Below are 12,402 nucleotides of genomic sequence, written 5' to 3' on the forward strand. Positions count from 1 at the left end.
GACGGCGGACCGCCCGCGCCCCGGGTTCGGGGTCGATCCTGTCAGCTCGCGGCGACGGCGGCACCCGTGGTGGGGACGGCGTGGCCCACCATGGCCGCCTCGGTGGCGTCGGCGGGGGCGACCGGCTTGCTGCCCACGCTCTTGGCCACGGTCACGGCGACCGCGCCGACGATGGTCCCGATGATCACCGCGAGGAAGAACAGCAGGGCGTTGCTCATCGCGAAGAACACGAAGATGCCGCCGTGCGGGGCGCGGAGCTGGACGCCGAAGCCGGCGACGAGGGCACCGGTGGTGGCACCGCCGAGCATCATCGAGGGGATGACCCGCAGCGGGTCGGCCGCGGCGAACGGGATGGCGCCCTCGGAGATGAAGGAGGCACCCAGCAGCCAGGCGGCCTTGCCGTTGTCCCGCTCGGCGGCGGTGTACAGCTTGGGCCGGATCGCGGTGGACAGCGCCATCGCCAGCGGCGGGACCATGCCCGCGGCCATGACCGTGGCCATGATGACCAGCTGCTGCCGGCCGCCGTCGCCGGCGATCGCGGCGGTGAGGCCGGTGGTGGCGAAGACGTAGGCGGCCTTGTTGACCGGGCCACCGAGGTCGAAGCACATCATCAGGCCGAGGATGATCCCGAGCAGGATCGCCGAGGTGCCGGTCAGCCCGTTGAGGAAGTTGCCGAGACCGGTGAGGGCGGCGGCCAGCGGGCGGCCGAGGAACAGCACCATGATGCCGCTGGAGATGATCGTGGCCAGCAGCGGGATGATCACGACCGGCTGCAGCCCGCGGACGCCCGAGGGCAGCTTCCACGAGGAGATCCACTTGGCCGCGAAGCCGGCGATGATGCCGCCGACGACGCCGCCGAGGAAGCCGGCGCCCACGGTGCCGGAGACCGCGCCGACGACGAAGCCGGGCACGATGCCGGGGCGGTCGGCGATCGCGTAGGCGATGTAGCCGGCCAGGGCCGGGACGAGGAACCCGAACGCCGCTCCGCCGAGGACGAAGCACAGCGCGCCCAGGTAGCCGAGCAGGCCGTCGTTGAGGCCGGTGCCGGCGTCGGCGACGGGCAGGTTGAAGAAGCTGTTGTTCAGCGCCCAGTTCAGCGCGTAGCTCTGACCCGAGGCGGACGCCGGGTCGGTGAGCACGATCTGGTACCCGCCGAGCAGGAAGCTCAGGGCGATCAGCAGACCGCCGGCGGCGACGAACGGGATCATGTAGCTGACACCGGTGAGCAGCCAGCGGCGGATCTCCGAGCCGACGCCCTGGCCGCCGGAGCTGGCGGTGGAGGCCTCGGCGCCGGTGCCACCGGGCACGCGGCGGGCGTTCGGGTCGGTCGCGGCGGCGAGCGCCTCGCGGATCATGACCTCGGGCTCCTGGATGGCCCGCTTGGTGCCGGACTGGATCACCGGCTTGCCGGCGAACCGCTCGCGGTCCTTCACCCCGACGTCGACGGCGAAGATGACCGCGGCGGCCTTGCTGACCACCGAGGGGTCGATCGGGGTGGACCCCGAGGAACCCTGGGTCTCGACGTGCAGGTCGACGCCCATCTCGCGGGCGGCGGCGGCCAGCTTGTCGGCGGCCATGTAGGTGTGCGCGATGCCGGTCGGGCAGGCGCTGATCGCGATCAGCGTCGGACCGCCGGCGGGGGTCTTGGCCAGGCTGGGGGCCGGCGCGGCGGCCGGGGCGGCGGCGGTGGCGGCCGGGGCGGGGGAGACGACGTCCTGCACCAGGGCGACGACCTCGTCGGCCGAGCGGGCGCTGCGCAGCGAGGCCACGAACTCCGGGCGGACCAGGGCGCGGGCCAGCGAGGAGAGCAGGGTCAGGTGGTCGGCGTCGCCGGCGGCCGGCGCGGCGATCAGGAAGACCAGGTCGGCCGGGCCGTCGGAGGCGCCGAAGTCGACACCCGGGGTGAGCCGGGCGAACGCCAGGGAGGCCTCGGTGACCGCGGCGGAGCGGCAGTGCGGGATCGCGATGCCGCCGGGCAGGCCGGTGGCGACCTTGGCCTCGCGGTCCATCGCGTCGGAGTACAGCCCCTCGGCGGAGGTGGCCCGGCCGCTGCGCGCGACCAGATCCGACAGCTGCCGGATGACGGCCGTCTTGTCGGCGCCCGGGCTGACGTCGAGCGCCACCAGGTCGGGGGTGATGAGTGCGGACACGGAGGTGCTCCTGTTGGGGTCGGGTGTCAGTGGGACAGGGACGGTGCGGAACCGGCGAAGCCGGGGGTGACCCGTACTGCTGGACCGTCCACCTGGGTCGGGGTGGGGACGGCGGATCCGGGGAGCGACGCCGAGGCCGCTCCGTAGGCGACCGCGTTGCGCAGCCGGTCGGCGGCGGGGGCGCCCGCGAGGTCGGCCAGCAGGTAGCCGGCCAGGCTGCAGTCGCCGGCGCCGACCGTGCTGCGCACGGTGATCGCGGGCGGGCGGGCGGAGAAGAGCTCGCCGTCCGCGGTCGAGAGCAGCGCTCCGTCGGCGCCGAGGGTCAGCAGCACCTCGCGGACGCCGCGCTCGTGCAGCGTGGCGACGGCGGCCAGGGCGGCCTGCGGGTCGGCGACGACCTCGGCCTCGGTGACGCCGGCCAGCTGGGCCAGCTCCTCGGTGTTGGGCTTGAGGAGGTCGGGGGCCGCGTCGGGGCCGGCGGCGAGCAGGGCCAGCAGCGGCGCCTCGGAGGTGTCGACGGCGATCCGGGCCCCGGTGGGGCGGACGGCGCGGACCAGCTCGGCGTACCAGTCCAGCGGCGCGCCGGGCGGGAGGGATCCGCACAGCGCCACCCAGCGCGCACCGGCGGCGTGCTCGGCGACCGCGGCGGCCAGCGCGGCCCGGGTGGCGTCGTCCAGGGTGGCGCCGGGCTCGTTGAGCTTGGTGGTGGTGCCGTCGGGCTCGGTCAGCGTGTAGTTCGTGCGCACCGGGGTCGAGATCGGCACGGTGGCCAGGCGCAGGCCCAGCGAGCGCAGGGCGCGGACGATCGGGTCGTCGTCGGCGGCCGGCAGGACCGAGACGACGTCGGCGCCGGCGGCGGCGACCGCGCGGGAGACGTTGACGCCCTTGCCGCCGGGCTCGGTGCTGCTGGGGGCCAGCCGGGCCACGCTGCCGCGCTCGAGCGCGCCGGGCAGCGCCAGCGTGCGGTCCAGGCTGGGGTTGGCCGTCAGGGTCACTATCGAGCCGGTCATGCGGTGAGGACCTCGATCCCGTGCGATTCGATCTCGGTGACGACGTCCGGGTCGGCCTCGTCGTCGGTGATCAGGACATCGACGTCGTCGATGCCGGCGAAGCGGACCAGGTGCTCGCGGCCGAGCTTGGAGCTGTCGGCCAGCACGACCACCCGCTGGGCGGCGCGGACCATGGCGCGCTTGGAGGCGGCCTCGGTCTCGTCGGGGGTGCTGAAGCCGAAGGTGCCGGTGACCCCGTTGGCGCCGAGGAACACGACGTCGGCGCGCAGGTCGGCGAGGGCGGCGACGGTGGACTCGCCGACCGCGGTCTGCGTGATGCCGCGGACCCGGCCGCCCAGCACGTGCAGGTCGATGCCGGGGGCGACGGACAGCCGGTGCGAGATCGGCACGGAGTTGGTGACCGCCAGCAGGCGACGGCCGGCGGGCAGCACCTCGGCCAGGGCCGCGGTGGTGCTGCCGCCGTCCAGGATCAGGCTGCCGTCGTTCTGGGGCACGAAGTCGACCGCCGCTGCGGCGATCCGCCGCTTCTGCTCGGTGCGGGTGCTCCGCCGCTCGCCCAGGTTGGGCTCGAGCACGGTGAGCGCACCGCTGGGGACGGCGCCGCCGTGCACCCGGCGCAGCATCCCCGAGCGCTCCAGCAGGGCCAGGTCGCGCCGGACGGTCTCGGTCGTGACCCCGAAGCGCTCGGCGACGGCGGTGACCGCGACCCGGCCGCGCTGGGCGACGAGACCGGCGATGGCCTGCTGACGTTCCTCGGCGTACATCGACCCTCCCCGTTGCGCAGCTCACGCTTTCGTGCCCGTTCATGTGGTTTCGGGCTTGCGTTGGTGTTGTTCTACGTGGGATTTGTTGACAAGTCAAGGCATTGTCGTGACCCTGGTCACCGGCGAGTCGTGCCCAGGGTCCACCCTGGTGTCGACGGCGCGCCAGCACGTCGTCACGATTCAGTCCACCCCGCGCCACCGACGCCGCGTCCACCGTTCCTGCAGAGAGGTCCCTCGATGTCGACCACCCACCCCGAGGCCAGCAGCACCGACGTCGGTGGGCCCACGGTGCTCACCGGTACGCCGGTGGTGCCCGGTGTCGCCCTCGGCCCGGTCATCCGGCCGCACGGCGCGGTGCAGCTGCCCGCCGAGGACGCCGCGCCGGTCGCCGAGGGGGACCGGGCGGCCGAGCGGGAGCGCTTCAGCGCCGCCGCCGAGCTGGTGGCCGGGCGGCTGACCGAGCGGGCCGCGGCGGCCAGCGGGGTCAGCGCCGCCGTGCTGACCACGACGGCCGGGCTGGCGAAGGACCGCGGCCTGCTCTCGACCGTCGAGCAGCGCATCGACGGCGGCGCCTCGGCCGCGGTGGCCACGGTGGGTGCCGCCCAGCAGTTCGCCGAGCTGTTCGCCAGCCTCGGCGGGCTGATGGCCGAGCGGGTCACCGACGTCAACGACGTCCGCGACCGGATCGTGGCCGAGCTGACCGGGCAGAGCGAGCCGGGCGTGACCATGCCCGACACGCCCTCGGTGCTGCTGGCCGACGACCTCGCCCCGGCCGACACCGCGGGCCTGGACCCGGCGCGCGTGGTCGCGCTGGCCACCCGGCTCGGCGGCTCGACCAGCCACACCGCGATCATCGCCCGCCAGCTCGGGCTGCCCTGCGTGGTGGCCGTGGGTGGCCTGGACGACGTCCCCGAGGGGGCGGTCGTGCTGGTCGACGGCGAGCAGGGCACCGTCACGGTCGACCCCGACCCGACCGACGCGCAGACCCGGGTGCAGGCGGCGAAGGAGGCCGCGGCGGCCCTGGCCGGCTACGAGGGCCCGGCCACCACCGCCGACGGCCACGCCGTCCAGGTGCTGGCCAACGTGCAGGACGGCGCCGGCGCCCGCGCCGCGGCGGCCGCGCACGCCGAGGGGGTCGGGCTGCTGCGCACCGAGCTGGCCTTCCTCGGCCACAGCGAGGAGCCCTCGGTCGACGAGCAGGCCAAGGGCTACGCCGCGGTGTTCGAGGCCTTCGCCGGGCGCAAGGTCGTGCTGCGCACCCTGGACGCCGGGTCGGACAAGCCGCTGGCCTTCGCCACCCCGGCCGACGAGGCCAACCCGGCCCTGGGCGTGCGGGGGCTGCGCACCACCCGGCTCAACCCGGGCATCCTGACCCGCCAGCTCGACGCCGTGAAGCAGGCCGCCGACGCCACCGGGGCGGCGCCGTGGGTCATGGCCCCGATGGTGTCCACCGTGGTCGAGGCCGCCGAGTTCGCCGCGCTGGTGCGCGAGCGGGGCATGGTGCCCGGCGTCATGGTCGAGGTGCCCTCGGTGGCGCTGCTGGCCGACCGGTTCCTCGAGCACCTGGACTTCCTGTCCATCGGGACCAACGACCTGTCGCAGTACACGCTGGCCGCCGACCGCCTCTCCGGCGACCTGGCCGACCTGACCGACCCGTGGCAGCCCGCGCTGCTGCGCATGGTCCAGCTGACCGCCGAGGCCGGGCAGCGCACCGGCAAGCCGGTCGGCGTCTGCGGCGAGGCCGCGGCCGACCCGCTGCTGGCCTGCGTGCTGGTCGGGCTGGGCATCACGTCGCTGTCCTGCGCGGCTTCGTCGGTCGCGGGCGTGGGTGCCAAGCTCGGCACGGTCACCCTGGCGACCTGCCAGCGGGCCGCCGAGGTGGCCCTGGCCGCCGACGACCCGCAGGCCGCCCGGGCCGCCGTGCGGGAGGTCCTCGACGCGGCCTGACCGCAGCGGTCCAGCTCCACCGGGACCCCCGTACCCCTCGCTCGACGAGGAGTACGGGGGTCTCGTGCGTCGCAGGGGTGGCCTGCACCACGTTTCTCAGGCTTCTGCTGCTTTCGGGTGAACATTCGTAGATCAAGGACCGACATCACCTTCGTTCCGCTGGAACAAACGGCGATCTGCCTGGTTTGATGTAGATGCAACCCCGCGCACGAAGGAAAGAAGGAACCACCATGAGCAGCGTGACCAGCACCTGGCGTCAGCGTCGTCAGGCCGCCCGCAACCGTCGGGCCCTCGACCGCGCGCTGGCCGGCTCCAACACCCCGGCCATGCACCACGAGCTGTCGACCCTGGCCCTCACCAGCGGCCAGTTCTCCAGCGTCACCCGCTGACCGAGGACCCCCTCGCCCCCACGACGCGCTCCGCACGCCGCGGGCCCCGGCGAGGGGGCCGTCCCAGCACGTCGCGAGGCGTCAGGCCCCGGTGAGCTTGGTGCGCAGGACGGCCTGCTCGTCGGCGCCGAAGCCGTGGGCGTCCAGCCAGCCCAGCGGGCCGCCGTGCCGTTCGTCGAGCAGGTCCAGCACCCGCCGCATGGTCTCCGCCTGCGGGGTGTGGCTGGCGACGTCCCGCCGGGTCATGTCCTCGGCGTAGGTCGGACGGGCGGCCAGCTTGGCCACCACGCCCTCGATCCGCTGGGCGGTGAGCGCGTAGTCGGCCACGACCGCCTCGCGCTGCACCCCCGCCACGCTGAGCGCCAGCGCGCACACCACCCCGGTGCGGTCCTTGCCGGCGGCGCAGTGCACGACCGCCGAGCCCGGTGCCGCGGTGACCGCCCGCAGGGCGCCGACCACGTTGTCCGCGCCGTCGGTGAGGTAGCCGAGGTAGGCCTTCACCCCGGGCGGCTCCTCCTCGTCGCCGGGCGCGGCCGTGCGGGGGAGCAGGGTCTCCACCCAGTCGCCGGGCAGGTCGACGTCGGCGGCGGCGTCGTCGTCGGCGAACACGTCGGTGTACTCGCCGACCTCGGGGATCAGCGTGAAGTGCCGGTGGGCGACGGCGGCCTCGTCGCGCAGCGGACCCCGGCCCTCCATGCGCACCTCGGCGCTGGTGCGCAGGTCGACCACGTCGGTGAGGCCGAGCTGCTCGGTGAGCAGGGCGACGTCGCCGGGGGTCAGCTCCTGCAGGTCGTCGCTGCGCAGCACCCGGCCGGGCACCGTCGTCCCGCCGTCGGCCAGCGGCAACCCGCCCAGGTCGCGGGTGTTGGCGGTACCGGCGAGGGGGATCCAGCGGTCGTCGGCCATGCCCCGAACGTAGTCAGCCGGCTCGGGTCGCGGCTCCTAGGGTGGGCTCCGGCCACGACGCGGTGGCTCCGGACCTCGGGGAGGTGCGTCGATGACGACGCAGCAGACGGACACCGGCATGCAGGCCAGGGTGGTGCGCAAGGTCGCCCTCCGGCTGATCCCGTTCCTCGGGCTGGCCTACTTCCTCAACTACGTCGACCGCACCAACATCGGCTTCGCCAAGCTGACGATGAGCGCCGACCTCGGGCTGACCGAGACGATGTTCGGCCTGGCCAGCGGCCTGTTCTTCATCGGCTACCTGCTCTTCGAGGTGCCCAGCAACATCGCGCTGCACCGGTTCGGCGCCCGCCGCTGGATCGCCCGCATCCTGGTCACCTGGGGCATCGTCGCCGCGGCGATGGCCTTCGTGCCGAACGCGACCACGCTGTACGTGCTGCGGATCCTGCTGGGCATCGCCGAGGCCGGGTTCTTCCCCGGGATCATGCTGTACCTGACGTTCTGGTTCCCGCGGTCGGTCCGGGTCCGGCTGACCGGGTTGTTCATGATCGCGCTGCCGGCCTCGAGCGCCTTCGGGGCGCCGGTCGCCGGGGCGATCCTGCAGTACGCCGACGGGTTCCTCGGCCTGGCCGGCTGGCGGGTCATGTTCCTGGTCCTCGGCGTGCCCGCCGTCCTGCTGGGCGTCGCGGCCTGGTTCTACCTGACCGACCGCCCGAAGGACGCCGACTGGCTGGCCCCGGACGAGCGGCGGTGGCTCGACGACACCATGGCCGCCGAGCAGCAGGCCACCGAGGCGACCGGCAAGCACCGGGTGCGGGACTCCCTGCGCGACCCCCGGGTGTGGGCGCTGGGCCTGGTCTACTTCGGCGTCACCTACGGCCTCTACGCGCTCAGCTTCTTCCTGCCGACCATCGTGGCCGGGTTCGCGGAGTCCTTCGACACCAGCTTCTCGATCCTGGAGAACGGGCTGATCGTCGCCGTCCCCTTCGCCGTCGGGGCCGTGGCGATGGTGTTCTGGTCGCGGCACTCCGACCGCACCGGCGAGCGGGTGTGGCACGTGGCCCTGCCGGCCCTGCTGGGCGCGGTGAGCATCCCGGTGGCGCTGTACATGGAGTCCCCGCTGGCCACGATGGCCGTCATCACCGTCACCGCGATCGGCGTCTTCTGCGCGCTGCCGGTGTTCTGGTACCTGCCCTCCACCTTCCTGGCCGGCGCGGGCGCCGCGGCCGGCATCGCGCTGGTCAACACCCTGGGCAACAGCTCCGGCTTCGGGGCGCCCTACATCACCGGCTTCCTGCTCGACGCGACCGGCAACTCCCGGGCGGGGCTGTGGGTGGTCGGGGTGATGATGCTGGTCGCCGGCCTGACCGTGCTGGCCCTGCGCGGCCGGCTGCGCGCCGCCGACACCGACCGCGTGCGGGCATGAGGTTCGTCATGGGTGGACCGTGCAGGAGACGCCGCAGGTCGTGAGACCTGGCACCTGCCCGGGGGCGGGACGGCGGGCAACGTCAGGGGTGACCGCAGAGGACACCCCAGGAGGACGACGATGCAGCCCGCCACCGCAGCACCCCCGACCCGCTCCGGCGAGCCCCTGGCCGTCGAGGTCACCGACCTGCGCCGCAGCTACGGCGACTTCGAGGCCGTCCGCGGCATCTCCTTCGAGGTCCGCCCCGGCGAGGTGTTCGCCCTGCTCGGCGTCAACGGCGCCGGCAAGACCTCCGCACTGGAGGTGCTGGAGGGCCTCGCCACCCCGGGCGGGGGCACCGTGCGGGTGTTCGGCGCCGACCCGGTGCGCGACCGCGCCGCCGTCCGCGCCCGCATGGGCATGCTGCTGCAGAGCTCGGGGCTGCCCGGCGACCTGACCGTGGCCGAGACCGTGCGCACCTGGGCCGGCACCCTCAGCGCACCGCGGGACGTCGACGAGGCGATCGCGCAGGTCGGGCTGACCGGCCGGGCCGACGTCCGCGTGCGCAGCCTGTCCGGGGGCGAGCGGCGTCGGCTGGACCTCGCGCTGGCCGTGCTGGGCCGGCCCGAGGTCGTCGTGCTCGACGAGCCCACCACCGGGCTGGACCCCGAGAGCCGCCGGCAGGTCTGGCGGCTGGTGCAGGACATGGTGGACGGCGGCACCGCCGTCGTGCTGACCACCCACCACCTGGAGGAGGCCGAGGAGCTGGCCGACCGGGTGGCCATCCTCAAGGCCGGCCGCATCGTGCTGTCGGGCACCCAGGAGGAGATCGCCGAGACCCAGCCGGCCGTCGTCCGCTTCACCCTCGACGCCGGCACACCCGAGCCGCCGGTGCCGGCCGCCGTCCAGGTGGTGTCGGCCGGGCCGCGGCACGAGTGGCACACCCGGGCGCTGCAGCCGGTGCTCGCCGAGCTGCTGGCCTGGGCCGCCGAGCACGGCGTGGTGCTGCGGTACCTGCAGGCCACCGCCGCCTCGCTCGAGCAGGCATTCCTGGCCGTCGCCGAGGGCCGGGTCGGGGACGCCGCATGAGCGCCGCACCCACCACCCGCCCCGCCACCCCCGAGAGGACCGCCATGACCACCGCCACCCGCTCCGCCGCCCCCTCCCGCCGGGCCCGGCTGCGCTCGGCCGCCGGCGCCGAGGCCCGCCTGCTGGTGCGCAACCGCACCGCCGTCTTCAACTCCGTGCTGATGCCGCTGCTGCTGGTCGCGGCGGTGCCCGCGCTGGGCATCGGCGGCGGCGAGGTCGGGCTCGGCCCCACGCTGCTCACCGCGGCCGTGGTGATCAGCCTGGTCTACCTGACCTACTACAACCTGGTCACCACCTACGTGGCCCGCCGCGAGGACCTGGTGCTGCAGCGCATGCGCACCGGCGAGCTCTCCGACGGCGAGGTGCTCACCGCCACCGCCGTGCCGACCCTGCTGGTCACCGTGGGCCAGCTGGTCGTGGTGACCGCCGGCGTTGTGGCGCTGGGCGAGTGGTCGGCGCCGGTGCAGCCGCTGCTGGTGGCCTTCGGCGTGCTGGCCGGGCTGGTGCTCATGGTCCTGCTGGCCATCGCCAGCACCGGCTTCACCCGCACCGCGGAGTCCGCGCAGATCACCACCCTGCCGATCGTGCTGGTCTCGACCGCCCTGTCGGGCATGTTCTTCCCGCTGAGCGCGCTGCCCGAGTGGCTGTCGGGGATCGCCCGGTTCCTGCCCGTCACCCCGGTCGTCGACCTGCTGCACCTGGGCTTCTCCGGCACCACCTGGGAGGGCGACCCGGTCGGCGACGTCTCCGTCTGGACCTGGGCGGTCTTCCCCGCCGGCGTCCTGGTCGCCTGGATCGTGGTCGGCACGGTGCTGGCCCGCCGCGGCTTCCGCTGGGCGCCGCGCCGGTGAGCGACCTGCCCGGTCGGGCCCGGCACGGCAGCATGGCTGCCGTGCCGGGCCTGACGCGTTGGTGGAGCAGCCGCTCCGACACCGACCGGATCGAGATCTACACCCGCTGGTCCTTCCACGTCGCACTGCTGGGCCTGCCGTTCGTGCTGCTGCTGGCCACCGTGTCCACCTACCGGGGGCGCGGCGTGGCCTGGGACCTGGTGCTGGCCGTGGGCGCCCTGGTCACCACCGCCGCCTGCATGGTGGTGGCCGAGACCGGCTTCCGCCGCGGCGTCGTGCCCCGGGTCCCGCTGGGCACCGCGCTGGTGGCTGGGGCCGTCACCGTCGGCACCGGGCTGCTGGTCACCGCGCCCCGCACCGCCGAGGGCGTGCCCACCCCGACCGGGCCCTGGTACCTGGCCCTGGTGGGCGCGGCGGTGGTCGTCGCCCTGTCGGTCACGGTCCCGTACCGGCGCCTGCTCGGCTGGACGGCGCTGGTCGCTGCGCTCACCACCGTCCTGGCGGCCGTCCGCGGCACCCCGCTGGTGGGGGCGGTGGTCGTGGGGCTGTCGATCGCGGTGGCGATCGGCGGGTTCGTCGGTGCGTTCCGGTTCAGCGTCTGGCTGCTGGACGTCGTCCGCGAGCAGGAGCGCGCCCGCGGCGTGCAGGCGCAGCTCGCCGTGGCCGAGGAACGGCTGCGCTTCGCCCGCGACCTGCACGACGTGATGGGCCGCAACCTGTCGGCGATCGCGGTGAAGTCCCAGCTCGCCGAGCAGCTCGTGCGCCGCGGCCGGCCCGGGGCCGCCGACGAGGTCGCCGCCATCGGCGCGCTTGCCGGGTCGTCGCTGGCCGAGGTGCGCGAGGTGGTCCGCGGCTACCGGGCGGTCGACCTGCGCTCCGAGCTCGCCGGGGCGCGCTCGGTGCTGCGCGCGGCCGGGATCGACTGCGTGGTGCAGGGCGAGGAGGCGGCGCTGTCCGAGCAGGCCCAGGTGGTGCTCGGCTGGGTGGTGCGCGAGGCGGTGACCAACGTGCTGCGGCACGGGACCGGTGGGTCGTGCACCATCGCGGTCGTGGAGTCGGGCCCGGACGTGTCGCTGACCGTGACCAACTCCGCCGCCGGGGACGTAGGCGCCTGGGGATCGGGGCTGACCGGCCTGTCCGAGCGGTTGGCCGCCGCCGGTGGCCGGTTGTCCGCGCAGCAGCACGGACCGGAGTTCGTGCTGGCCGCCGAGGTGCCCGCATGATCCGGCTGCTGCTGGCCGACGACGAGAACCTGATCCGCACCGCGCTGGCCACCCTGCTCGGCCTGGAGGACGACCTCGAGGTGGTCGCCCAGGCCGCGTCGGGCTCCGAGGCGCTGGCCATGGCTAGGGCGCACCGGCCCGACATCGCCGTCCTGGACCTGCAGATGCCCGACCGGGACGGCATCTCGGTGGCCGGCGAGCTGGCCGAGGCCCTGCCCGCGTGCGGTGTGGTCATCGTGACCGGCCACGGGCGGGCGGGGCACCTCAAGCGGGCGCTGTCGGCCGGCGTGCGCGGGTTCCTGCCGAAGACGGTGAACGCCGCGGTGCTGGCCCAGGTGGTGCGCACCGTGCACGCCGGTGGCCGCTACGTCGACCCGGAGCTGGCCGCGGAGGCGATCAGCGCCGGTGACTCACCGCTCACGCCGCGGGAGGCCGACGTCCTGGAGCTGGCCGCCGGGGGCGCGCCGGTCGAGGAGATCGCGGCCAAGGTCCACCTGTCGGTGGGCACCGTGCGCAACCACCTGTCCTCGGCCGCCGGCAAGCTGGGCGCGGCCAACCGGCACGCCGCCGTCGACGCCGCCCGCCGGCACGGCTGGATCTGACGCGGGACGCCTCGTGATCATGCAGAACCGCAACGGGCACACGCTGGGGTGCGGCGTGCCGCCGTTGCG

General features: G+C 74.7%; 11 protein-coding genes. 7 read left to right on the top strand and 4 right to left on the bottom strand.

Going from position 1 to position 12,402, the window contains the following annotated elements; translation table 11 throughout:
- Nucleotides 1–41 precede the first annotated feature (41 nt).
- The 3 genes from BLS67_RS21750 to BLS67_RS21760 are packed head-to-tail and all read right to left on the bottom strand — an operon-like array spanning nt 42 to nt 3,924.
- Nucleotides 42–2,150 carry a PTS fructose transporter subunit IIABC gene (locus tag BLS67_RS21750; protein WP_091250008.1) on the bottom strand — a complete coding sequence of 703 codons (2,109 nt, stop codon included), beginning with the start codon at nt 2,148–2,150 and terminating at the stop codon, nt 42–44.
- A 26-nt stretch (nt 2,151–2,176) separates the two neighbouring features.
- On the bottom strand, nt 2,177–3,160 hold the full coding sequence (locus BLS67_RS21755) for a 1-phosphofructokinase family hexose kinase (RefSeq protein WP_091250011.1): 984 nt from the start codon (nt 3,158–3,160) through the stop codon (nt 2,177–2,179).
- Nucleotides 3,157–3,924 carry a DeoR/GlpR family DNA-binding transcription regulator gene (locus BLS67_RS21760; protein WP_091250014.1) on the bottom strand — a complete coding sequence of 256 codons (768 nt, stop codon included), beginning with the start codon at nt 3,922–3,924 and terminating at the stop codon, nt 3,157–3,159. Before BLS67_RS21760 ends, BLS67_RS21755 begins: the two co-directional genes overlap by 4 nt.
- Nucleotides 3,925–4,161: 237 nt before the next feature.
- Here BLS67_RS21760 and BLS67_RS21765 point away from each other — a divergent pair, with 237 nt between their 5' ends.
- Nucleotides 4,162–5,871 (top strand): phosphoenolpyruvate--protein phosphotransferase, encoded by a 1,710-nt coding sequence (locus BLS67_RS21765; RefSeq protein WP_091250017.1) that lies wholly within the window; start codon nt 4,162–4,164, stop codon nt 5,869–5,871.
- A gap of 230 nt (nt 5,872–6,101) precedes the next feature.
- A complete protein-coding gene (locus tag BLS67_RS23945; RefSeq protein ID WP_165617691.1) occupies nt 6,102–6,260 on the top strand; it encodes a hypothetical protein in 159 nt (52 codons plus the stop codon).
- Between the two features lie 81 nt (nt 6,261–6,341).
- On the opposite strand, the gene BLS67_RS21770 is transcribed toward BLS67_RS23945, so the two are convergent.
- Nucleotides 6,342–7,166 (bottom strand): tyrosine-protein phosphatase, encoded by an 825-nt coding sequence (locus BLS67_RS21770; RefSeq protein WP_091250020.1) that lies wholly within the window; start codon nt 7,164–7,166, stop codon nt 6,342–6,344.
- 91 nt (nt 7,167–7,257) lie between these two features.
- Between BLS67_RS21770 and BLS67_RS21775 the strand changes: the two genes are divergently transcribed.
- The 5 genes from BLS67_RS21775 to BLS67_RS21795 all read left to right on the top strand — a co-directional run bounded on the left by BLS67_RS21775 (nt 7,258) and on the right by BLS67_RS21795 (nt 12,333).
- Nucleotides 7,258–8,589: an MFS transporter gene (locus BLS67_RS21775; protein ID WP_091250023.1), complete on the top strand. Its 1,332-nt coding sequence runs from the start codon at nt 7,258–7,260 to the stop codon at nt 8,587–8,589.
- 120 nt (nt 8,590–8,709) lie between these two features.
- Complete coding sequence (locus tag BLS67_RS21780; RefSeq protein ID WP_091250027.1) at nt 8,710–9,657, top strand: ABC transporter ATP-binding protein; 948 nt, start codon at nt 8,710–8,712, stop codon at nt 9,655–9,657.
- On the top strand, nt 9,654–10,508 hold the full coding sequence (locus BLS67_RS21785) for an ABC transporter permease (RefSeq protein WP_091250029.1): 855 nt from the start codon (nt 9,654–9,656) through the stop codon (nt 10,506–10,508). The genes BLS67_RS21780 and BLS67_RS21785 overlap by 4 nt, the downstream gene beginning before the upstream one ends.
- Before the next feature lie 41 nt (nt 10,509–10,549).
- The gene (locus BLS67_RS21790; RefSeq protein WP_207500800.1) at nt 10,550–11,731 is read left to right on the top strand and encodes a sensor histidine kinase; all 1,182 of its coding nucleotides are present in this window, start codon (nt 10,550–10,552) and stop codon (nt 11,729–11,731) included.
- The gene (locus BLS67_RS21795) at nt 11,728–12,333 is read left to right on the top strand and encodes a response regulator transcription factor (protein ID WP_091250032.1); all 606 of its coding nucleotides are present in this window, start codon (nt 11,728–11,730) and stop codon (nt 12,331–12,333) included. The genes BLS67_RS21790 and BLS67_RS21795 overlap by 4 nt, the downstream gene beginning before the upstream one ends.
- Nucleotides 12,334–12,402: the final 69 nt, after the last annotated feature.

This window comes from Klenkia soli (assembly GCF_900103975.1).
Classification (GTDB): Bacteria; Actinomycetota; Actinomycetes; order Mycobacteriales; family Geodermatophilaceae; genus Klenkia; species Klenkia soli.

What these genes read in the sequence shown, in the direction of transcription:
- BLS67_RS21770 (WP_091250020.1), bottom strand. Translation starts at nt 7,166, where the DNA reads ATGGCCGACGACCGCTGGATCCCCCTCGCCGGTACCGCCAACACCCGC.
- BLS67_RS21785 (WP_091250029.1), top strand. Translation starts at nt 9,654, where the DNA reads ATGAGCGCCGCACCCACCACCCGCCCCGCCACCCCCGAGAGGACCGCC.
- BLS67_RS21775 (WP_091250023.1), top strand. Translation starts at nt 7,258, where the DNA reads ATGACGACGCAGCAGACGGACACCGGCATGCAGGCCAGGGTGGTGCGC.
- BLS67_RS21795 (WP_091250032.1), top strand. Translation starts at nt 11,728, where the DNA reads ATGATCCGGCTGCTGCTGGCCGACGACGAGAACCTGATCCGCACCGCG.
- BLS67_RS21760 (WP_091250014.1), bottom strand. Translation starts at nt 3,924, where the DNA reads ATGTACGCCGAGGAACGTCAGCAGGCCATCGCCGGTCTCGTCGCCCAG.
- BLS67_RS21765 (WP_091250017.1), top strand. Translation starts at nt 4,162, where the DNA reads ATGTCGACCACCCACCCCGAGGCCAGCAGCACCGACGTCGGTGGGCCC.
- BLS67_RS21780 (WP_091250027.1), top strand. Translation starts at nt 8,710, where the DNA reads ATGCAGCCCGCCACCGCAGCACCCCCGACCCGCTCCGGCGAGCCCCTG.
- BLS67_RS21755 (WP_091250011.1), bottom strand. Translation starts at nt 3,160, where the DNA reads ATGACCGGCTCGATAGTGACCCTGACGGCCAACCCCAGCCTGGACCGC.
- BLS67_RS23945 (WP_165617691.1), top strand. Translation starts at nt 6,102, where the DNA reads ATGAGCAGCGTGACCAGCACCTGGCGTCAGCGTCGTCAGGCCGCCCGC.